Origin of the sequence: Pseudoalteromonas sp. PB2-1, from assembly GCF_045040605.1 — a bacterium.
Classification (GTDB): domain Bacteria; phylum Pseudomonadota; class Gammaproteobacteria; order Enterobacterales; family Alteromonadaceae; genus Pseudoalteromonas; species Pseudoalteromonas arabiensis.
This window is the reverse complement of record NZ_CP090668.1, coordinates 747,439-769,870: the sequence shown is the minus strand read 5'-3', so window position 1 is coordinate 769,870 and position 22,432 is coordinate 747,439. Positions and strand designations below refer to the sequence as shown.

Below are 22,432 nucleotides of genomic sequence, written 5' to 3'. Positions count from 1 at the left end.
ACTTATCTCTTTATTTTTTTCTCTACCTTAGCCAATAGTTCAGTAATTTCTTGTTGGCGGTAAAGGTCTGCTTTTGGTCTATCAGGACGCGCAGGCGCTTGCTGAGCAACCAATAAAAATTCTTTAGCTGATTTATATTTGCGCTCATCATATAGAAATGACGCATATAAATAGTTGCTATCGATACCACGCGGGTTCAGCTCAAGCGCTTGTTTAAACAGTTTCTTCGCTTCATCGTCATCACCAAAACCAATTGGCCAACCCGGCACTTTACCGTATAAGGTGGCAAGACTGGTATACGCTGAACCTTCAAGTGCTTTTGGATCTAGACTTAGTGCTTTTTCGAATTGCGCTTTCGCATCTTTTGCAAGGCCAAGCGCACCTAAGCCGCCTTTCGCACCTGCATAGCTCGATAGCACAATACCATACCAAATATGGCTTGCAGCTTGCTGGTCGTTCGCTTTTGTAAACTCTGCGGTTTCGCTCGCTAATTTTTCAAATGCATCCAACTGCGCAACGTCAACTAATTCGTAATTAACCACTGCCCACTGCTTCTGCACCGAACTTAAATCGCTATTAAAGTCGGCTTTTGCAGGCGTAGCCATGATAACACCTAACATCATTAGGGCTTTAAAATTTAGTTTAGTCATAATCATTCACCTTAATCAATTTAGTTCGCAAAAAAACTTTTAATTTTAGGAAGTTGTTTTGCTATTGCGTTATCAACAAGAGATGGAAATGCGCCGTTAATACGAGCAAATAATGTTTCTGGAAAGCCGATAAAACGGCGACGCTTTTTTGAGTTAATTAAATCTAATAAAGCATCCGCCACTTTTTCTGGTGGATCCATGGTGTTACCCAACGCTTTATTCATCGCCCGTACTTGTGGCGAATTAATCGCGGTATCGGTTGCACGAGGCGCTAAATATAATACTTTCACATCGCTGTGGCTAAGCTCTCTGGCAAGGGCTTCGGTCATCCCTCTTAAGCCAAACTTGCTAGCACAGTACAAGGTTTGATACGGATAGCCGATACTACCAAACGATGAACCTATGTTCACAATCGTGCCTTTGTTGAAAGTGACTTGGGGTAAGAACAATTGACACAATTTAATTGGCACATGCAGGTTGATATTTAATAAGTGCTCAATTTGCTGCTCACTGATTTCACTAAAGCCCTGCATCACGTTAACGCCCGCGTTATTGATAAGTAGCGTTGCACCACCTAGTTGCTGAGCAAACTTGGCAAGTTCATCGCGAGATTCACTGTTACTTAGATCAGCCTGAAAGTACTCCGCTTCATTACCACACTCCAATTTAAGTGCGGCAAGTTGCTTAATATTTCGACCTACCAGCAATAAACGCCACCCCTCTTTTGCAAGGCGAAGGGCAATAGCCCGGCCAATGCCACCTGTAGCACCGGTTAGCACACATACTGGGCTATTCATGCGCTCTGCTCCAAATCAGCCTCACTAAAGAAAGGCTCAGTATCAAGGTCACGGAAAATATTGCCGTACAGTTTGTAAAAACATTTTGCGGCGTGAATGATGGCTTGCTGGTCGTCCTCGTTATCAATTTTGTTCATGAGATTTTCGAAGAACTTCACGTGTTCAATATCAAGTGCACCGTGCGAAGTAAGGTAGGTAAATGCCTTTTTAGGTAAACCTACAACCTCACGGATTTGCCCTGCTGCATTATCGGCTAATGCAATCGAGGTACCCTCAAGAACATGAACCATGCCAAAAAATGCCAAAGGATTGCCACGATTAATTACATCATAAGCATACGACACCATTAACTCGGTCGAAAACTGTGGGCGAGAATGACGCACCAGCTCTTTATCGAACCCACATGCTGCAATATCATTTAACACCCACTCTTGATGGCCTAGCTCTTCTTCGATGTATTCTGCAACAGCTTCGCGCAGCCACTCTTGTTTATCGGTAAGCTTTGCACCTAGGGCCATTAATAGTGGGACTGTGTGCTTAACATGATGATAAGCTTGCGTTAAGAACGATGCATATTCACTCAGGCTCACTTCACCTTTAAAAACACGGCTAATAATCGGTGCAGCTAAAAGGTAGTCGCGCTCTTTTTGTGTTTCAGTTTGTAATGTATTGAAAAATTGACTCATGCTCGTTGCCTCTTGATAAAGTGCTGAAATCTCTGTAGCAAAAAATTGGTTAATAACATCGCGTTTAGGGCGATTATTGCTGGTTAATAAGCCTTGCGTGTGGCTCATAGGCTCTGCCATTCGATGCCATTTTCTGATCTGTGCGTATTCGGGTAGTTGCGCGTTTTGTGCCGTAATATGAGCAGCAAGTTCAGCGTCACTCATCGCTTGATTTGCATAGATAAGCGCGGCTAAAAATGCTTGGCCTTCGCCAATCACCACCGTTTGCTGAACCTGGCTGTGGCTAAGCAATAACGACTCTGGCCACTCAGCGCTGATATTGCGCCCAAAGCTGGTGATCAGCTGGTTTTTCAAACGCCCTTGAATAACCAAGCGGCCTGCTTGCTCAGTGACCAGATCACCGGTTGCATACCAATCGTCAGCATTTTGTGCAGCTTGACCTAAATAACCCAAAAACAATGAACCTTTGATATAAAGCTGGCCATTTTCAATTTTATATTGAATGTGCTTAAGTACTCGCCCTGCGGTGTCGATGTCATCATCATCGCGCGTGTTTAAACTCACCACTGATGAAGATTCAGATAAACCATAGCCTTGATAAACGGGTAAACCGAGCTCACGGGCTTGCTTAATAAGTGCTTGGCTTACAACCGCGCCACCAACGGCAATAAACTTTAAGCTTTTAGGTGCTTGCCAGCCTTGCTTTGCAAAAGCCACTAAACACGTTAGTAGTTCTGGCACTAAAATAAGGGTATTTGGCTCAGTACGTTCAATTGCGGCTATTAATTTATGTGGTTCAAGTAGCTGCGCACCAGAAAAACCAAGTTCAGCTAAAGGCACTAAATTAACCGTGCCACCCGCTAATAGCGGCGCATACACACCAGCTAAATTCTCAAGCAAAACCGGTAGCGGCAGTAAACACAAATGGTTTGGTTTTTCTAAACCTATGCTTTGATACAGTGATGTTGCCACTTGCAATTGACTCTCAAGGGATAAACACACCCCTTTAGGTGTGCCCGTTGAGCCTGAGGTAAAGGTAATCTTTTGCGTGTTTGCAAAATATGGCACAGGCTGTGTGTTACTCAATTGGTAAACATATAAAGGGTAATGCTTACACACATCCACTAACGCCACTAATTTAGCATGCCCACCTTCGTAAGCACGGTCGCATACAAATAGCCCTGCCCCACTGTTTTGCAAACCAAACGCAATTTGCTGAGCAGTAAAAAACGTTGGTAGTGGAATCGCCACTCTATTAAGCTCGCTAAGCGCAGCTTCTAATACACACCAAGCGGGTGTGTTATCTAATTGATAAGCAACACCTTGAGCATCAAACTCTGCCAAAGTAGGCAGCAAACGAGTCACTTGTTCAGTAAATTCTTGTTTGGTTAGTGAGCGCACACCATCACTTTGATGGCAAACCATCAAGGTATCGCTATCCTTATGCGGTAATTGTGTTAACCAGCTCATAACGCCTCCAAATAGACAGCCAATTCAAGGGATGACTGCAAACATTGCTGTTTGATATTGAATAAAACGGGGGTATTTAATACCCGTTGATGTGCTTCGTTTAGGTCAACCACACAAATGGTTGGTTGATTGTCGTAATAGCTACCCCAGCTTGCTGGATCTTGTAGTGCTTGTGCATTGGCAACACCGATTTCTTTGCAATTCACACCCAGCATTTTTAATAGCGCTCTCACTTTACGGGTTGCACAAAATACTAAATATTTTGCCCCTGCTTGATAGAGTGCTTCGTTCATTAAAACAAAATGTGCCAAGGTGGCTTTTCGATGCGTTGAGCATAAATTACCTAGCTCAAAAATGTGCTCACGCTTGGCACTGACAAAGTGCTCAATAGACGCAGGGAGATATTGCTCAATAAATAAAGCTTGTGATGCAGAGCGAAGACCTAACGTACATACTTCATCGTCAACATTAAGCTCACACAGTAGCGGCATGAATTGCGAAATTTTCGCGTTATAGGCCGCAGCAAAACCTTGCTTGATATTACGCTCAAGACGGTCACGGAATTGACCTCCTTCACGCGTGCAAATAAAGGCCGGCTCTTGAACTTGAGTTTGATGTGATTGCTTGACTGAAAGCATAATTGTTCGCTCCACTTAGGTTATGTGTAAAATTTATCGAGCGAAACTTAAATAAAACTTAAGAAAAATTAATTTTTATAAATATTTTTCAACCTTATGAAATTTAATGTTTTTATTTTTATAAAAACAAAAATGCCAGTCTGTTAGACTGGCATTTTAATGCTTAAATTAATGTTAAACTTAGATTACTTAACGATAGTCATCTCTTTAAGTAGGTTTTGAGCATTATCAACTTTATCCATCACCCACAACATGTATCGTGAATCAACGTGAATTGAGCGATTTAAGTTTTCATCGTAATCCCAATCACCAATAATGCTTTCGTAAACACCATCAAATAACAAACCAACGAGCTCAGCATTACCGTTTAACGTTGGAGAGCCTGAGTTACCACCTGTGGTATCTACATTTGATAAAAAGTTAACCGGAACAGTGTTCATACCGCCGGTGTAATCGCCATAAAGCTTTTGCTTAATCAACTCATTTTGTTTCTCTGGTGAGTTGAATGGTTCAACACCCGTGTTTTTAGCAAGCAGTCCTTCTAAAGATGTAAAGGGGGTTGCCACTAAGCCATCTTGCGGTGAGTAGCCTCCTACCGTACCGTAAGTTACACGTAAGGTGCTGTTAGCGTCCGCGTAAACCGGCTTATTAAGTGCTTTGTTGTAAGCAATGATTGCTTCCATTAATGCAGGGCGAGCGGCTTGCTGTTTACCAGCCAGTTCTTTTTTCGCATCTTCAATATCTTTCGTAACGGCAAAAACAGCCTGAGCATATTGAATAAATGGATCGCTACTTTGCTTTAATTGTGCAAGGTCAAGGCCTGCCATCCATAAACGTTTGCTTTCATCTGCAAGAACCGATTTAGCATACATATCATCAAGCAAGGCTTGTTGCTCTTGCTTATCAAAGCCGTTTGTTAAACCAAGCGCCTTATCAACCTCAGCAACTCGCTCATTGTTTGGTAATGCGGCATATTGCTCAATAAAGTACAGTAAAATAGCTTTATCTACAGTTTCGTCGTAACGACGGCTCATGCTTTCTAAACGTGACTTAATGCGTGGCATATCACGCTCTTGATAACCACTTTCACGCTCAGCATCTGGCTTTTGTTTTTCATAGGCTAAACGATACAGCATACGTGCCGATGACATCATTTGTGAACGGTGTACGTAGCCTAACATGCGGTCGCGCTGGTTATGCTCTTGAGACTCAGCAACTAGTGTCGTTAAATCAGCGAGTACATGTCCGTATTTAGCTTTGCGCTCGCTATCTTCATTGATCCACGCAGTGAGATCTTTTTCGAATTGTTGCTTGCGGCTATACATTGAACCCTTGTTAAAGCTCTCAATCATTGAGCCATAGTTTTTAATGTAATTGTTGTAACCAGCAATCGTGCTTTCATAAGCGATTCGTGCCTCTGAACCCTCTGGCGCATTTTCTTCAATCAACGAGACATATTTAGAGTTATATTTACGCGCTAATGGGTAAGCTGTGTTAAATACATAGTCAACTTCAGGCGAAATACGGTAACGGTTTGTGCTGCCTGGGTATCCGGTCACCATCACAAAATCGCCTTCTTGTACGCCTTTAGCACTTACTTTTAAAAACGCATCACTTTGGTATGGCACGTTATCTTCTGAATATTCAGCAGGCTTACCATCTTTACCTACATACGCGCGATAGAACGAGAAATCACCGGTATGACGCGGCCACATCCAGTTGTCGATATCACCGCCGTATTTACCGACCCCCATAGCGGGTGCATACGCTAAACGTACATCTTTAATTTCTAGCGATTTGATCAGGTAATACTCAAGACCACCGTGGAAAGTATACACATTACAGCGGTAGCTCTCGTCTTTCTCACACTCACTAACAAGTGCTTTTTCATTTGCTTGAATAGCATCAAAGCGTGCTTTACCTGTTAGCTGTTCAGTACCTTGGTTTACTTTCTCTGTAACGTCGGTCACTTGCTCGGTTACATAGACACGAGAGCCTGGGGCTGCAGGCACTTCATCATTGTGCTTTTTTGCTAAAAAGCCATTTTCTAAAATGTTGTTCTCGGTGGTCGAGTTATATTGAATCGAACCGTAGGCACAGTGGTGGTTTGTTACAACTAAACCTTTTGGTGATACAAACGAAGCCGTACAACCACCAAGGCTAATTACCGCATTCATCGGGAACTCAGTCAGTTTTGAAATTGACTCTACATCAATACTCAAGCCTTTCGCTTTTAAGACTGATTCAAGTTCTGGCAGTTGATGAGGTTGCCACATGCCTTCGTCGGCAACGGCAACATTTGCGACAGCAATACCCACTGCAGCAGCAATAAATTTAAAACGCATAGTCATCCTTTTTTATAATATTTTTGGTAGGCATATCATTCACCTTGTTTTTATTAATAGCAATGATTTGCGACTATCTTTGTCAAAATTTGTAAACACTTAAGGTTATGAGATCTAATTCTTAGACTCATGAACCACTGCATTGTGGCCATGTAAACTTTCTTGATGCTCGACCTTAAATTGGTAGTCAGCAATACTCGGCATAGTTTCGAGGTGTTGTTTTAATCGCCTTGCTGCATCTTCACAAAATAGTAAATTTTTCGCGTTTAGGGCTGCAAATGCTTGTTCATCTTCACGTTTTACGGCGGTTTGCACAGGAGTGCCAATAGCTTGCTCACAGGTACTAATAAAAGCACTCAGATCAGGCAGTTTTTCATTACTAAAAGTGACATCTATATAAGCATAAGAGCGCTGACTATGCGGCGTTGCTATTGAGCCCTGAGCACTTGCAAGCCAATTAAGTAAAGATGCTTTATCAATAGCGGCATCGCTAAATTGTTTATCGACCGCCTCACTCAAAAGCTGCCTTGATAATGCTGCAGAGCATGGGCAAGTACTACTGTAGGCAATATCGACCTTTAAGTTAATGGTGAGCGATTGCTGCTTAGTAATTGTTAAAACAACAGGGTAAGCATTGTAACCTGCATTATCGCTAAGGAGTGCTGGTTTAAGCAGTGGTAAGTCAAAATGCAGCACCAGTTTTGCGCCTTTACTTAAGCCTTTTTGTGATGTTAAAACAGCATTCATAAACTCGTTAACACCCTGACTCGTTAAGTTCTGTTTTGCCAATAGCTGATTAAGTAACAAATAAAGACGCGACATATGAATGCCTTTTGCATTGCTATCAAGGCTAACGAACACATCCGCTTTGGCATTAAGATGTACATCAACATGAGGTTGTGCAAGCTTTAAAGGCAGTGCAATTTTTTCCATGCCAACCCATTTCAAAGGCGACTGAAAATCTACATTAGAGTGCGAGGTAATATCCGGTAATTGCATATCGACTTCTTTTTAACGATTGAATATTAAGGCCATAGCGGCCTGCTTATGCGGGTAAACATGTGTGCCATCAAACACACACTCTCCATTTACAAAGGTATGTGTAATTCGGTGTGAAAAAGTGGTGCCATTAAAAGGAGTCCATTGGCATAAATAACGTGTATTTGTGTGCTCGACGTGCTTTTCAGCGTTTGGGTCAACCAGGACTAAATCAGCAAAATAACCTTCACGAATGAAGCCCCGCTCTTCGATAGCAAATCGCTTTGCTACATTATGCGCCGTTTTTTCAACGACTTGCTCAAGACTTAACGCACCGCGTTTTACCTGCTCAAGTAACGATAATAACGCATGCTCGACTAATGGGAGACCTGCTGGTGCAACACTGTATTGTTGCTGCTTTTCTTGCCAAGTATGAGGTGCATGATCGGTGGCAATAATATCAATGCGCCCATCGCGCACGGCGCCAAGTAAAACTTGGCGGTCTTGCTCTGATTTTATTGCCGGATTACATTTAATTAGATTACCATAGTTTGCGTAATCGTCTTGGTTAAACCACAAATGATGCACGCAGGCTTCGGCAGTTATGTGCTTTTGCTCTATGGGTGCGTTACTAAATAGCGCCAACTCTTTTGCCGTTGTAAGGTGTAAAACATGCAGCTGCGAGCCATAGCGTTTTGCCAACGACACGGCATACGATGAAGATGCATAACACGCTAATTCATCACGAATTAACGGGTGATGTTCTATTTGTAACTCGCCATAACGTTTTTCTAAACGGCGCTGATTTTGTTGAATCACTTCACCTTGCTCACAATGGGTTGCAATAAGTACAGGGCTTTCGCGAAAAATGGCCTCAAGAGCATGAGGATGCTCAACCAGTAAATCACCTGTTGATGCCCCCATAAACACTTTAACGCCGCATACCTTTTTGGCATCAAGGGCTTTAATTTCATCGAGGTTATTAGGGGTTGCGCCAAAGTAAAATGCATAATTCGCAGAGCTGGTTTGCGCCGCTATTGCGTATTTATCTGCCAAGGCTTTTGCTGTGGTGGTCGAGGGTGAAACATTAGGCATTTCCATAAAGCTGGTAATGCCACCGGCCACAGCAGCGGCCGATTCACTGGCAATTGTACCTTTATGGGTTAGGCCTGGCTCTCTAAAATGAACTTGGTCATCGATCATGCCGGGTAACAGCAATAAACCGTTAGCATCAATCACCTGATCATTCACTTTGGCTGTGATATCTGTAGCGATTTGTACTATTCGTTTACCAACAATTTTTATATCTTGTGATCCGCGCTGTCCTTCATTAACAACGCAGGCATGTTTAATTATGATAGCCATACGACTCCTTGCTTATCCAGCAACATTTGCAACTTATCGTAAAAAAAATGCACTCCATGGCAAGATTGATTGCAGATTTAATTGTTACAATATAACATACCATAACATTATTCTTAGGTAATAGTCGTAGATGAAAATAATTAAACATTCGCATTTGACTAGTTTGGCATTACTACTGCTATCTGCTGTAAATAGTAATTTTGCAAATGCCAAAAGCTTACGCGTGGTCACTTGGAACACCGAACACTTAGCAGCCCACAATGGTACAGGCTGTAAAGCCAGAGACACTGAAAGTTACACTCAGATGCGCCAATACGCGCAATCACTTGATGCAGATGTAATTGCACTTCAAGAAGTTGGCTCTTTGGCAGCTGTTAAACGAATATTTCCTGCCTCACAATGGCAAATAATCATGTCATCTCGAACGGATTCACCCAGTTACACTTGCAGAGAAAACAAGCAAGCATCAACACAACAAAAAGTCGCCTTCGTGGTGAGAAAGCCCATTTTAATAAAACAGGTTAACCATCTAAGTGAGTTAGCTAACGCAAAGGTGGGTGCAAGAGAAGCGATTCATTTACAAATTGAACAAGCGGGTAAACCATTAAACTTACTTAATGTTCATATGAAAAGTGGCTGCTTTGTTGAAAATTATGCAGTATCAAATAAATCAAATTGTGCAGTATATGCTAAACAAGCTGAGTATTTAAAAGGCTACCTAGCCAAGCATAACTTAGCTCGCGAAAACTGGCTTATACTGGGTGATTTTAACCATCATTTGACAGCCATAAATAACCATTTTAGAGTTGAGCTTTTAGCAGCTTCTGACCATAAAAATAAAAAAGATTATAATGATGGTTCGCCACTTATCGCAGCTAATAACCTTTTTATCGCAACAGATGGTGTAGTAGGTTGTCATCCAAAGTACCCTTTGCCCATTGATCACATTGTGATATCAGCTTCCATGAGGCGCGCTTTGGTGCCATCTTCTGTGAAATTTCACAATTACAACACAGATCATATGTTAAGCGATCACTGTGCTTTATCAGCGCAATTTAATTTTTAAAACAAAGAGAAAACAATGAAACACGTACTCGCAACCGCGATTAGCTCAGCGTTATTATTAACGGCCTGTTCTGAGCCACAAACAACTGAAAATAAAACAACAACTGAACAAGTTGCAACAACCGCTGACGTTGAGCAAGCAAACCCATTATTTACAAAAAGCGTATTACAATACGAAACACCTGACTTTAGTGTCATCAAAGATGAGCACTTTATGCCTGCTTTCAATAAAGGCATGACTGAGCAAATGGCTGAAGTACAAGCTATCATTAGTAATCAAGCTAAGCCTGACTTTCAAAACACCATTGTTGCCCTTGAGCTAAGTGGCGAATTACTGACTCGCACCCGCAGCATTTTTTATAATCTAGCAGGGAGTGATTCAAACCCTAAGCGTCGTGAAATACAAAAAGAGCTCGCACCAAAGCTTGCTGCACATAACGACAATATCTTTTTAAATAAAGACTTATTTGAGAAAGTCTCTGCTGTATATGCTGAGTCAGATAAATTAGCATTAACCGCTGAAGAAAAACGTCTTTTAGATGTTTACTACAAGCGTTTTGTACGTGCCGGTGCGAAACTAACCGCGGAAGAAAAACAACAGATCCGTGATATTAATACAAAACATTCAAGCTTAACGACTCAGTTTTCGCAGAACTTATTAGCACTGACTAAAACGAACGTTGTGCTTGTTGATGACAAAGCTGAACTTGAAGGTTTACCTGCAGGTCAAATTGAACAGCTTGCTAATGCAGCAACAGAAGCGGGCCACTCTGGCAAATACCTAATTAAGATCACCAACACGACACGCCAACCTATTTTAGCGACACTTAAAAATCGTGATTTACGTGAAAAAATTTGGCGTGCCTCAGCTGAGCGCGCACTTTCTGGTGAAAACAGTAACCGTGAAATCGTTGCAGAACTTGCTCAGTTACGTGCTCAAAAGGCTAAGCTACTTGGTTATGATAGTTGGGCGGCATTCGGACTAGAGTCACAAATGGCGAAAACGCCGCAGGCAGTATTTGATATGTTTGCAGGTATGATCCCTGCGTTAATGCAAAACGTTAATGCAGAGGCTGAAGCGATCCAAGCTAAGATCGATGAGTCAGGTGAACAGTTCAAACTACAACCTTGGGATTGGTTATTCTACGCAGAACAAGTTCGTAAAGATAAGTACAATCTAGACGAAAATGCAGTGAAAGAATACTTTGAATTTAATCGTGTGCTAGAAGACGGTGTATTCTTCACCATGAACCGTTTATACGGTATTACTTTCAAACCACGTAACGATATTCCAGTTTACCATCCTGATGTTAAAGCCTATGAGTTATTTGATGAAAACGGTAACAGCTTAGCCATTTTCTTTGCTGACTACTTTGCTCGCGAAGGTAAGCGTGGCGGTGCATGGATGAGCTCATTTGTAAAACAATCAGGCCTTAAAGAACAAAAGCCTGTTGTTGTTAATGTAATGAACATTCAAAAAGGCGCAAATGGTGAACCTACGCTTATCAGCTATGATGAAGCGACAACTATTTTCCACGAATTAGGCCACGGCTTACATGGCATGTTCTCTAAAGTAAAATACCCTATGCTTTCAGGTACGTCGGTATCACGCGACTTCGTTGAGTTCCCGTCAACGTTCGAAGAAGACTGGGCAATGTACCCTGAAGTTATCGCAAACTATGCGAAACACCATAAAACAGGTGAACCAATTCCTGATGAGTTACTGAAAAAAGTAATCCAATCACGTAGCTTCAACCAAGGTTTTGATACGTTAGAATATGTTGCTGCTGCACTTCTTGATATGGAATGGCACTCACTGCCTGCAGATGCACCATTGCAAGACATTGAAGAGTTTGAGCAACAAGCACTTACAAAACATGGTGTAAATGTACCATTTGTACCACCACGTTATAAATCAGCATTCTTCTCACACTCTATGGGTGGCGGCTACTCAGCTGGTTACTACGCATATATGTGGAGTGAAATTTTAGCAGCTGATGCGTTTGCTTATGTACAAGAGCAAGGCGGTTTAACTCGCAAAATGGGTGACAAATACCGTAAAGAAATTTTAGAAATGGGCAACTCGCGCGACTTAATGGAATCGTATAAAGCATTCCGTGGTCAAGAGCCTGACACTTCAGCATTATTAAAACGCCGCGGTTTAAAAGCGACAGTTCAATAGTTTTGTAATGCCACTTTTTACTTGCCATGACATGAGCAGGTAAGTCCACAGAAACTAAAAAAGCCCTTACAGAGAACTGTAAGGGCTTTGTTTTTATCACTGTCTGATAATTAACTTAACGTTTGCGACGACGGCCTACTAACGCTAATGGAGCAAGTAGTAAGGTCAAGAAACCAAAACTACCACTGCTTGATTTTCTAGGCTCTGGGGTTTCAACCACAGGCTCTGCTTCATTTGTAACAGCAACCGTTACTTGCTCTGACACGGATGCAACACCATCGCTAACAACAACCTCAAAGACGACCTCTTCATCTGCTGAGATTGAGCCTGGAGTGAAACTTAATGTTGCAGTATCTTCGCCTGATAATGTTGCTGCTGAACCACTCACTTGCGTCCAAGCATACGTTAATTCATCATCACTATTGCGATCAGTTGCAGTTACGCTTAACGTACCTGTTGCAGACTCAGAAATACTTTCATCGCCAGACACGCTAATCACTGGCATTGCATTATCACATGCAAAAGTATCACCCGCGATAACGTTTGATAGTATCGGTGTTGTTACATTGGTAAATGACACATTATCAATCCACCAACCAAACTCTCTCACTGCGTTATCCGATGATAAACGGAAACGAAGCTTCGCACGGTTACCATTTAACTCAGTACCAAATCGAATTGTTTCGTAATTACCATACGCACCATTCTCATCAATATTATTGCCTGTAAACGTATCACGGTCTTGAATTGCCTGTGCATCATTTTCAGTCAGCGGACCATCATAACCAACATCAAATGTGCCCCCCATTTCAGTGACATCAACCCAATTACCACCATTTACGCTGATCTCAACGACACCACCATCCCAATTTTCTTCAATTAGATAGAAATGCCAGAATGACACTGCAAACTCGCCAGCAAAACCAATCTCAAACTCTTTAGTTTCAACAGCAACGTCAGATTCAAAATCATTGTTATTTAGGTACATGGTTTGCTCACCAAGCCCAAAACCAAAAGTATTGAAAAAGGCTACGTTGCCATCATTAGCCATGCTTTGAGTGCCCTCAGCTAGGTCGCCACCCGTCATTACATTTTCTTTAAAGTCATGAAGTGACGTAGCAGCGACTTCCATGTTATCCGAAGTTTGAGAACCAACAGGTGCTTTTGCTTCAAAGTCCATGTTAACCGTATATGAGAGTGTCTCACTTGCTGCTTCAACAATTTCATCATCAGCAGAAAGCTCTGGGAATGACACTTGAATCTCAAGGGTATCTGCCGTACCAGCGTCATTAAGTGTAAACTTAATCGGCGCACTTGTAGCCGATGTGAATGGGGTCATCTCATCAAACGTGATTAAGCCATCATTTTCAAAAGTAACATCATGGTTACTAACAACACTCAACTGTGCTTGTGTACCTGTCAGTGTTTCACTACCTGTATTGGTAATGCTCACGGTTAGTGTGCCGGTTTCACCTTTATCTAGAATGTTATCATTCGAGCAATAACCTAACTCTGCACCGTTAAAGTTATTGTTTACGCTCACATCTTTAAGAGTAAAGCTAGCAAGCTCCATATCATCAGATTCAACCACACCGGTTAAGTCAGTGCTGAAACGCTCTGGAGCAACAGCGCCTAAACCCATACCACGCTTAGCAAACGCACCTAGAATTAGCTCGTAGTCGTTTGTATCAACAGCATAAGCAGCAGCTAAGATAGCATCACGTGCTTCTGTGTATAGCGGCGCAATTGGTGTTAGTTTATAACCCGCAACAAGGTAGTTTGCCATGCGATTTTGTGCTTCTTCAAAACCATGCTCGTTGATTAGTGCAACATAGCTTTCCCACAACATTGTTGCCCAAATTTCACCGGCAGCATGAGGCGAAGCCACATTTGTTGGCGCGATACCAACGTCCGTTCCTGCATTTTCAGTAATGTGACGGAAAGACAGTGGGTTTACTTCCATGTTTGTAGAATATGGAACACGGCGAATACCAAAATAGAAGTCTTCTACAAATGTACCGCTACCGTAAGCTTTCTGGAACTTGTCGTTGCCAGCAATGTTGATATCGCCTGCTTTGGCAATAAACATAAGTGAGTGGAAATCACCCCAGCCTTCACCCATGGCACGGCCTTGGAAGTTGATAAGACCAGACGAGTTACCGACTAAACGGTTACTAATATAGTGACCCCATTCGTGTGCAATAATACCGTTATCTAACGTGCCATCTTTTAACGTTGCTTTGTTAAACATGTTTACAGTTACAACATTACCTGCATCTATCGCGTCATACATTTTATGACCATCGGCAAAGTTAAGTCCCATGTTTGGAATAAGCACGGCATCATCTTCACCGCCCATAGGTGCAGGATCATCGGTATTAGGATCATTATTTACAACGATTGCACCAATAGCGCCCGCTTCTTGAGCGTGGAATACTTTTGCAGTGAAGTTACACGAACCACGGTCAACTAACGCAATTTTACCAGCTAAATCAGCTGCATTCGTTGCAGGCTCACAACCATCCGTTACACTCCCTGAATCAACATCATTACCATCGATTAGACGTACAACTTCAGCGGCTACGTCTGCAAACTGACCTTGACCAAAACCAGAAACTTGCGTTGACTCAAGAAGACCAATCGTTTCATCAGATGTAACTACAACACCAAAATCGACACCTACTTTCGCATCTTTTGAGTTGTATAAATACATTTGCATACGAGGGCTTGCACCATCTGCTGGTGTAGACATATTTGCGTTGTTTAGACCGCTGTTATCTTGTGCTTGCGCTTCAATAGGATCGCCTTCTACACCACCACGGCCATAGTTAGATACTTGTGCAACATTTGATGTTTCGTCAAAACCATGATCATAAAAGAAATCGTGTAAGAAGTTGTTCATGTAGAACAAGTTAACGATTGCTGCCTTACGGTTGTCATAACTATTAGCAACCTGATCAACTTGATATGGGTAGTCAAAAGTAAAATCAGACGTTGTTTCAGCGGTAAAGTCACCCTCAGTAAAACCTTGCGGTGCAATAACATCAGCATACGCAAATACGTTATTACCTGATGTAGTCGTTGCATCATCCTCAAGCCACGGGTCCATTGTGCTCAGCTTACTGTAGTAAGATAAGCTAACTAAAGGTGCATCTAGGATTTCAGTTTCATCAACTTGATCAGGGCCATCTGCTGGGATTACGTCACCGTGTGGACCTTCCCATGGGTAACCATCTGCATCAGCCCATACACGATAGTTAAAGTCTGCCGCGTGTGCTTTTAAGTCTTTTTTGAAGTAAACCTTATTGTTGTCAGCACCAATAACATAGCTGAAGTAGTCGCTATCTAGACTATTTTTATCGGCAACTTCAACTTCAACATAATAAGCTGACTCAAGTTGTCCATTAACTTCAAAAAATACTTTCTTCGCACGTGGTTGACCAACGACAACTTTTTCACCATTTTGGTTAGTTACATTGTACTTAACATAGTCGCCTTGCTCTGTAGACTTAACCAGCGAAACATTGATATCTGCTAGCTCTTTAATAGCACGCTTAATACTTTGCTCAGCACCCACAAATTTAGCAAGTGGTGCAAATGATTTAGTCGCATTTGAACTAACGTTGGCAAAGTAACCAGAGCCAGCTACTAAGTTTTGCTCTTTATCCATGATTAAATTGTATTCACGGTTGAATACTTCAATATCATGTACTTTTTGCTTGTATTTAGCCGTGATTGAGCCCAGTTTTTGCTCAGATAAATCCGTTAATACGGCGCTTGATATACCTTTCTTAGCTGTACTTACACCCGTTAGCGCATTCAAATAAAAATCTGCAGCGTAAGCATTGCGTTGCTCTGGTAAAACAACTGACATATCTGGTTTTGCTTGACCAACAGCCTGCCATAAGAATGTTGCTTTACCTAATTGAGCATCAAAAATAGATTTATGACCCGATACAGTGCGGCGCTCAGCTAATGCACGTTGCTGAGTTATTTGTGGATTGAATTGCGCGTGTGAGCTTGTACTAGCGGCACTGTAGAAGCGAGTTTGTTCACTTGCTTGTACTTGTGATGATGCCAAAATAGCCGTTACTAATGTTGCTACAGCGCTTACTTTAAATTTAGCCATGCATAAGTTCCCTGTTGTTATATTTTTAATTTTGGTTAACAATTTAACCAACTATAATGTACCTAAAGCTGTTAATAAAAAACAGTAAAAACTGTAAACAAAAGTAACAATAGTAGGAGATTAGATGCACCAAATTAATAAAATACAACTAATTATAGTGTTATCCTTGTTAACATTAGGTTGTCAAAAAGATGAAAATATAAATAAAAAGGAAGACACACCTAAAAATACAGCGCTTCAAAAAGAGCAAAATACACCACAAACCACAACAAAAAAAACTGAAGAGTTAACGAAAACGAGTAATAATTCTGTTAATAACAATGGTGAAAAACTAACTTACAACTCTGAGCAGCTTTTAAAAGGAACCATCGTCTTTAACCACGCAAATTCAGAACAAGGGACGGTGACTGGTACTGTGTTTATTACACTAAAAACCGAAGAAGCATCTTTAGCACTGCTAGACACCTATCAGTTAAAAAGGGTAGCTGAGCATACGTACAGCTTTTTTGTCGATAAAGATACTGATTTAAAAGTAGTTAAAACTGAATTAGAAAAATACCCAGAAGTGGGTATTGTTGAAATTGCGGTGGATTACACACCCATTAGCGAAGTACGTTAATTATTTTATTACAAAGTTAAAATAAGTCGCAGGGTAAGCCTGCGGCTGATAAGTGAAATGCCACCACTCCATTGAATACGGAGCAAAACCCGCATCACTCATAAGTGTTTTAAGCTTATAACGATTAGCTTTTTGAGTGGCACTAATACGTGGATCATCCGTATTTGAAAGCGTATCAAACATGTCAAACGGTGATGCCATATCAAGCTCAACACCATATGCATCAACTAACGTTAAATCAATGGTTGAGCCACGGCTGTGGCCTGATTTAGCAGCAATATAATCACCTAACAGCTGATCTTTATTAAGGTTAGGATAAAACTCAGCTTTGGTGCGCGTATCACTTAAATCATTAACCCAACGTACAAAATGATCAACAGCGCGCTGTGGACGATAACAATCGAATATTTTTAAATTCAACCCCTCTTTCTGAGCTGCCTTTTGTACATTTTTAAGCGCATTCGCTGCGGTTTTGTGCAATAAACATTTAGGCGCAGTGTAACCATCAATAGGAGCGCCCACAAAGTTATGACGCCCAAAGTAGCGAATATCTAAAACCGCATTAGGAAGGAGTTCACCAACATCAATAAACTCACTACGCTTATTCTCATTCGTCTTAGCTTGCACTGGCGATGTATGGAGTAAAATGACACTCAACACACAAGCCATTTTCATTAAACGAGACGAACTAATGGATACCATGTGATTTTCCAAAATAACCTAATGGTGTTTACTATTGCATATAAAATAACTTATTCCAACACTGGCACTTCAGACACAAGTGGAAGATCTTGGCAAAATGTAGCATCAAGTACACAACGATTTCGACCTGTTTTTTTAGCTTTGTAGAGTGCTTGGTCAGCTAATTTCATCACGTCCTCAATACTAAGCTGCTCCAGAGGCCAGCCTGAAATACCAATCGACACATTAATACAACCCACAGGTTCTATATAATATTCAGACACTTGCATTCTTAAGCGTTCAGCAAGCTGATAGGCACGTTTTGCCGTAACCTTTGGCATAATAACGATAAACTCTTCCCCACCTGTGCGAGCGACAACATCCCCTTCTCGCGTTGCATCAACCAATAACTTAGCCAGTGATTGCAGCACTAAATCTCCAATATCATGACCAAACTCATCATTGACGCGCTTGAAATGATCTATATCGATTGCTAATACTGCAAATGGGCATCGCTGTGCCATCAAATGGCTTAATCTGATATCCAAACTTCTTCGATTGTGTAGGCAAGTCAAAGGATCCGTCTGTGCTTCATGCCTCAGTAGGCCTATTTTACTTTGCAAAAGCCCCACTCCCTTGAGCATCGCATTTCTTAACTCGTTACTTTCATAGTACCAAGAGCGAAGTTGCTTAAGTTCTTGCGATGTTGTTGGTCTATCTAATGTGCTCGCTGTTTCTGCCAGCTGTTTAAGTGGCTGCGAAATAAGTCTTGCTAATACCCAGATGAGTAGAAAAGTAAACAAACCGATTGGAGCAGTACGTAAAAAGACCTGCCACATAAGCGTATCAAGCGGCGCAAGTGTACTTTGGAGGGGTCTTTGCGTGACGACTCCCCAGGGAGCCACCGACAAAGGTGCGTACCCAGCAAGCATTTCAATACCCTGACTATTTTTAACGACCTGTGTGCCAGCGTGACCACTTAAAACCGATTCAATAACTTCATTATCAAATACTTGCTCGCCTATACGATGTTTATTCGGGTGGTAAAGTAAACGATTATTCTCATCCACGACATACAAGTACGAGCCATCTTGATAGTAGTGAACTTGCAATAATTCATTCAAAATACTGGCACGTTTTAAATATAAAGTACCGCCAACATAGCCGATAAACTCCCCTGTTTTATCAAACAATGGCTGTGACATAAAAATAAGCAGATTACCAGCCATGGAAATGTATGGCTCACTTATCATTGGCCTACGGTATGATAACGCGGCTTTAGTACCAAAACTGTCGACCTTGAGGTTTTGTAAGTTTAATGAGGCTGGAGAAACGCCTAAAATATTGCCTTTTTTATTTACAATAATCGTAGAATTAAAACTATTGGTTTGTAACCTTAAGCGTTCGGTTTCAGCATTAATTAACCCTTGATTATTAAAATCTGCCTCTAATATTTTACCAACATAAGCAAGTTGTTGTTGAGCAGCTAGTAAAAAGTTATCTGTAGCTGACACCAGTTTAGCTGCATAAGCTTTATGGTTATTTAGAGTTTCATTGATAAGTTGCTGTTTTTGAACTTGGTAACTTGAATAATAACTGTTAAGGAAAGTAATCAGCGTTGCCGAAAACGCTAGCAACAAAATTAAACGATGCAGGTTTAAACCTGTTCTAAGACTATTAAGCACGGTATTTTTCTCACATTAAACCCAATATCCGTATCGGGTACATCTAATACCTTTATATTAGCAACTACTACTTTGTACCTCTATAGGACTTTTGTCATAATTTGATTTAGCGCAAGAAAAAGAGCAAATACTCTACTCGTTACTTTGCTGATCTAACAAATACAAAATTGACTGATAACTAACGCCACTGTGCTCAGTTAAACCAATTTCACAGCTACGACTATTTGACACGCCGCGACGACAGTTCTTTGGTACTTGTTGTTTAAGGGTTTTTAAGGCGTTGCTATTTAGTTCAGGCAAGTTAAAGCCCTTATCACCAGCAAATCCACAACACTCTATATCTGCTGGAATAATCACCTCATTACTACATGCCTTGGCAAGTGATACTAGGCTTTGTTCTTTACCTAATCGCTTTGAACTACAGGTAACATGAAGCATCACAGGCTCATTTACGGGCGTAACCTGTAAATTAGGCAATAAATGTAGAGCCGCAAAATCGGCACTTTCGTAAATTGTGAGTGCCGTATTTTGTGCGGCATTAAGAGTGGTGAGCGCACAAGGGCTGGCATCAAAAACGATTGGATATTGGCCCTTATTTGAAAGTGCCTCAAGCTCAGTAAGTAACTGCTCACTCTTATTTTTAGACTCTTTGTTAAAGCCTTTACTAGCAAATGGCATACCGCAGCAAAGTGAATCAGCGTGCTTCGGTAGCACCACATCATAGCCTGCTTTTGCAGCGAGTGAACAGATTACATCAAGCAGTGAACGCTTATCATCGGCAAGTTTATCAGCCGCAAAAACCCGACTTGCGCAGCTTGGCATATACACCAACTTTTTTGCTTGTTGGGATTGTTGAAACTGCCTATTAATTGGCTGCTCTGCTCTTGGCCATGCCGAGTAATACAGCGGCGTACTAAGCAACTTATTAGCAGATTTGCTCAGGCTTATTAGGTTACTACTGCCAATTGCTTTTTCAAGCACCTGCGTGACGGTTAAGCCAAACCGTGTACCAGAGGCAACAACCGCAAAATGCTTGCTGGCAAAACGTGATAATGACCGCGCAATCTTGTTTGATGAGGCTTGCTCAGCTCTAAGTGATTTTATAAATTCGCCCGTGTTTATCCCCACGGGGCATTTAAGGCCGCAAAGACCGGTTGCCGCGCACGAATCAATACCAAGGTATTTAAAATCGGCCTCGATAACACTAAGCTTTTGATTTAACTTCTGCTTGTTCGCTACATCGTCGGTTGTTAGTAATTGATTGTGTAGCTCGGTGCGATGTCGCCATAAAGTAATACGCTGCCTAGGTGTTAAGGTAAGTCCTTTTGATGGGCAAACAACTTCGCAAAAACCACACTCAATACAGGTATCAATAATATCATCACTTTTAGGCATAACTTTTAAATGCTGAGTGTGGGCATTTTTGTCGTGATTAATAATAACCCCAGGATTAAGAATATTCTGCTTATCGAATAATGCTTTAAGTGCAACCATCACCGCAAAGCCATCGTCTCCCCATTCAGTGGCAACAAACGGCGCCATGTTGCGGCCTGTGCCATGCTCTGCTTTTAATGACCCTTTTAGTTCAACCGCCACTAAGTTCGCCACATCAGCCATAAATTGCTCATATCGGTTTACTTGCTCGTGTGTGTCGAAGGCTTGGGTGAATACAAAATGCAGGTTTCCGGCCAATGCATGACCAAAAATAATGGCTTCATCATAATCATATTTGATAAATAATTGATGCAGCGCATTCACACCTTCAGCTAATTTATCAAGGGTAAAGGCAACATCTTCAATAATCACTGTGGTGCCTGTTTCGCGCACCGCACCAACCGCAGGAAACGTGCCTTTACGGATATTCCAAAGTGCCGCATTACGGGCAGTGTCTGCAGAAAACTCAATCACTGCCAGTTGGCTTTGCTTAAACTCGGCAAGAAGTTGCTCGGTGATCTTAGTGAGCGCATCAAGAGCCTGTGCATTTTCAGCTCTTAACTCAATTAAAAGTGCCGCTGACTGCTCTGGGTAACTGGCCACTTCTTTTGGCATTATGGCATGCTCAGACACCGACATCAGGGCGCGTTTATCTAGTAGCTCAACCGCAGCAACATCAAGTTCACTCAGCCTTTGTACCAGCTCACACACCTTGCTTATATCGTTAAAAATAAAGAAGCCTGTGTGCTTGTACTTATGCTCAACCACGGTGTGGTAGGTGATATCTGCAATAAAAGCTAACGTACCTTCAGAGCCAATAATTAAGTGCTTAATGATTTCGATTGGCTCAGCAAAATCCAGCAGCGCATTTAAACCATAACCTGTGGTATTTTTTAAACGGTATTTATGGGCAATGCGCTCACTCAAGTCTGGGTTTTGCTTCACACTGTCAACCAAACTCATTAACTCATCAACAAAGCGACTATGGCTTTGCAAGAAGGCATTACAGCTTTGACTATCAGCCGTATTAAGCACAGTGCCATCAGCAAAAATTAGGGTCATATCTTTTACTGTGTGGTAGCTGTTTTGCGCCACCCCACAGCACATACCCGATGAATTATTTGCCGCCATACCCGCTATTTTACAGCTATTAATTGAAGCGGGATCAGGGCCAATTTTTTTACCAAATGGGGCTAACACTTGATTTACTCGAGCGCCAATGATCGCCGGTTGTAAGCGTATTGCATCGGCATCATCAATAATCTCAAACTCGCTCCAACTATCGCACAATAAAACCAATACCGAATCGGTAATTGCTTGCCCAGATAAACTCGTTCCAGCGGCCCGAAACGTGATGGGGACTTGTTGCTCGTTGGCAGCCATGATCACGTGTCGTGCTTGATTCTGATTGCTAACTAATACAATTAACTCAGGGATTAATCGATAAAAGCTCGCGTCTGTGCCATACGCATACCGGCGCGAGTAATCTTCTATTAATGCAGACTCTGGTAAAAAAGGTTTAATTTGCTGTTTAAATGCGTGCAATCGAGCTAAAGCCATCTCGCCCCCGAGCTTGTCATATTTACGCTGATGAATATGGAATATATTATTACTTTAAATTGACCTAAAAAGCGACCCATTAAATTGATAAATTATCAACTTGCCAAGGTTTTTATCGGTATAAAGGGTTGGTTATTTAAGCCTATTA

14 protein-coding genes are annotated in these 22,432 nt (G+C 41.6%); 3 read left to right on the top strand and 11 right to left on the bottom strand.

Going from position 1 to position 22,432, the window contains the following annotated elements:
• Positions 1 to 2: 2 nt before the first annotated feature.
• The 7 genes from L0Z67_RS20335 to L0Z67_RS20305 all read right to left on the bottom strand — a co-directional run bounded on the left by L0Z67_RS20335 (position 3) and on the right by L0Z67_RS20305 (position 8,929).
• A complete protein-coding gene (locus tag L0Z67_RS20335; RefSeq protein ID WP_392353444.1) occupies positions 3 to 650 on the bottom strand; it encodes a tetratricopeptide repeat protein in 648 nt (215 codons plus the stop codon).
• A 20-nt stretch (positions 651 to 670) separates the two neighbouring features.
• Positions 671 to 1,447 carry an SDR family oxidoreductase gene (locus L0Z67_RS20330; RefSeq protein ID WP_062567799.1) on the bottom strand — a complete coding sequence of 259 codons (777 nt, stop codon included), beginning with the start codon at positions 1,445 to 1,447 and terminating at the stop codon, positions 671 to 673.
• The gene (locus tag L0Z67_RS20325; protein ID WP_237115505.1) at positions 1,444 to 3,603 is read right to left on the bottom strand and encodes an AMP-binding protein; all 2,160 of its coding nucleotides are present in this window, start codon (positions 3,601 to 3,603) and stop codon (positions 1,444 to 1,446) included. The genes L0Z67_RS20330 and L0Z67_RS20325 overlap by 4 nt, the downstream gene beginning before the upstream one ends.
• Positions 3,600 to 4,241: a thermostable hemolysin gene (locus tag L0Z67_RS20320; protein ID WP_392353441.1), complete on the bottom strand. Its 642-nt coding sequence runs from the start codon at positions 4,239 to 4,241 to the stop codon at positions 3,600 to 3,602. The genes L0Z67_RS20325 and L0Z67_RS20320 overlap by 4 nt, the downstream gene beginning before the upstream one ends.
• A 185-nt stretch (positions 4,242 to 4,426) precedes the next feature.
• Positions 4,427 to 6,586 carry a S46 family peptidase gene (locus L0Z67_RS20315; protein WP_392353439.1) on the bottom strand — a complete coding sequence of 720 codons (2,160 nt, stop codon included), beginning with the start codon at positions 6,584 to 6,586 and terminating at the stop codon, positions 4,427 to 4,429.
• A gap of 114 nt (positions 6,587 to 6,700) precedes the next feature.
• A complete protein-coding gene (folE2, locus tag L0Z67_RS20310; RefSeq protein WP_392353437.1) occupies positions 6,701 to 7,585 on the bottom strand; it encodes a GTP cyclohydrolase FolE2 in 885 nt (294 codons plus the stop codon).
• 12 nt (positions 7,586 to 7,597) lie between these two features.
• On the bottom strand, positions 7,598 to 8,929 hold the full coding sequence (locus tag L0Z67_RS20305) for a dihydroorotase (RefSeq protein WP_392353435.1): 1,332 nt from the start codon (positions 8,927 to 8,929) through the stop codon (positions 7,598 to 7,600).
• Between the two features lie 130 nt (positions 8,930 to 9,059).
• Between L0Z67_RS20305 and L0Z67_RS20300 the strand changes: the two genes are divergently transcribed.
• Together L0Z67_RS20300 and L0Z67_RS20295 are read left to right on the top strand one after the other, a co-directional pair.
• Positions 9,060 to 9,995 carry an endonuclease/exonuclease/phosphatase family protein gene (locus L0Z67_RS20300; protein ID WP_392353433.1) on the top strand — a complete coding sequence of 312 codons (936 nt, stop codon included), beginning with the start codon at positions 9,060 to 9,062 and terminating at the stop codon, positions 9,993 to 9,995.
• A gap of 15 nt (positions 9,996 to 10,010) precedes the next feature.
• Positions 10,011 to 12,176, top strand: coding sequence for a M3 family metallopeptidase (locus L0Z67_RS20295; RefSeq protein WP_237115511.1), 2,166 nt, complete (start codon positions 10,011 to 10,013; stop codon positions 12,174 to 12,176).
• A gap of 115 nt (positions 12,177 to 12,291) precedes the next feature.
• Here the strand turns inward: L0Z67_RS20295 and L0Z67_RS20290 are convergent, their stop codons facing one another.
• Complete coding sequence (locus L0Z67_RS20290; protein WP_392353430.1) at positions 12,292 to 16,305, bottom strand: rhombosortase-dependent M36 family metallopeptidase; 4,014 nt, start codon at positions 16,303 to 16,305, stop codon at positions 12,292 to 12,294.
• Between the two features lie 124 nt (positions 16,306 to 16,429).
• Here L0Z67_RS20290 and L0Z67_RS20285 point away from each other — a divergent pair, with 124 nt between their 5' ends.
• Entirely contained in the window at positions 16,430 to 16,924 is a 495-nt protein-coding gene (locus L0Z67_RS20285; RefSeq protein ID WP_237115513.1) for a hypothetical protein, read from the top strand.
• On the opposite strand, the gene L0Z67_RS20280 is transcribed toward L0Z67_RS20285, so the two are convergent.
• The 3 genes from L0Z67_RS20280 to L0Z67_RS20270 all read right to left on the bottom strand — a co-directional run bounded on the left by L0Z67_RS20280 (position 16,925) and on the right by L0Z67_RS20270 (position 22,284).
• On the bottom strand, positions 16,925 to 17,626 hold the full coding sequence (locus L0Z67_RS20280; RefSeq protein WP_237127526.1) for a M15 family metallopeptidase: 702 nt from the start codon (positions 17,624 to 17,626) through the stop codon (positions 16,925 to 16,927).
• 50 nt (positions 17,627 to 17,676) lie between these two features.
• The gene (locus tag L0Z67_RS20275; RefSeq protein ID WP_237115515.1) at positions 17,677 to 19,290 is read right to left on the bottom strand and encodes a sensor domain-containing diguanylate cyclase; all 1,614 of its coding nucleotides are present in this window, start codon (positions 19,288 to 19,290) and stop codon (positions 17,677 to 17,679) included.
• A gap of 132 nt (positions 19,291 to 19,422) precedes the next feature.
• Positions 19,423 to 22,284 (bottom strand): FAD-binding and (Fe-S)-binding domain-containing protein, encoded by a 2,862-nt coding sequence (locus tag L0Z67_RS20270; protein WP_237115516.1) that lies wholly within the window; start codon positions 22,282 to 22,284, stop codon positions 19,423 to 19,425.
• Positions 22,285 to 22,432: the final 148 nt, after the last annotated feature.

Bases quoted from the DNA above. Each gene is read 5' to 3' on its own strand.
- L0Z67_RS20335 (WP_392353444.1), bottom strand. From the start codon at position 650: ATGACTAAACTAAATTTTAAAGCCCTAATGATGTTAGGTGTTATCATG.
- L0Z67_RS20330 (WP_062567799.1), bottom strand. From the start codon at position 1,447: ATGAATAGCCCAGTATGTGTGCTAACCGGTGCTACAGGTGGCATTGGC.
- L0Z67_RS20325 (WP_237115505.1), bottom strand. From the start codon at position 3,603: ATGAGCTGGTTAACACAATTACCGCATAAGGATAGCGATACCTTGATG.
- L0Z67_RS20320 (WP_392353441.1), bottom strand. From the start codon at position 4,241: ATGCTTTCAGTCAAGCAATCACATCAAACTCAAGTTCAAGAGCCGGCC.
- L0Z67_RS20315 (WP_392353439.1), bottom strand. From the start codon at position 6,586: ATGCGTTTTAAATTTATTGCTGCTGCAGTGGGTATTGCTGTCGCAAAT.
- folE2 (WP_392353437.1), bottom strand. From the start codon at position 7,585: ATGCAATTACCGGATATTACCTCGCACTCTAATGTAGATTTTCAGTCG.
- L0Z67_RS20305 (WP_392353435.1), bottom strand. From the start codon at position 8,929: ATGGCTATCATAATTAAACATGCCTGCGTTGTTAATGAAGGACAGCGC.
- L0Z67_RS20300 (WP_392353433.1), top strand. From the start codon at position 9,060: ATGAAAATAATTAAACATTCGCATTTGACTAGTTTGGCATTACTACTG.
- L0Z67_RS20295 (WP_237115511.1), top strand. From the start codon at position 10,011: ATGAAACACGTACTCGCAACCGCGATTAGCTCAGCGTTATTATTAACG.
- L0Z67_RS20290 (WP_392353430.1), bottom strand. From the start codon at position 16,305: ATGGCTAAATTTAAAGTAAGCGCTGTAGCAACATTAGTAACGGCTATT.
- L0Z67_RS20285 (WP_237115513.1), top strand. From the start codon at position 16,430: ATGCACCAAATTAATAAAATACAACTAATTATAGTGTTATCCTTGTTA.
- L0Z67_RS20280 (WP_237127526.1), bottom strand. From the start codon at position 17,626: ATGGTATCCATTAGTTCGTCTCGTTTAATGAAAATGGCTTGTGTGTTG.
- L0Z67_RS20270 (WP_237115516.1), bottom strand. From the start codon at position 22,284: ATGGCTTTAGCTCGATTGCACGCATTTAAACAGCAAATTAAACCTTTT.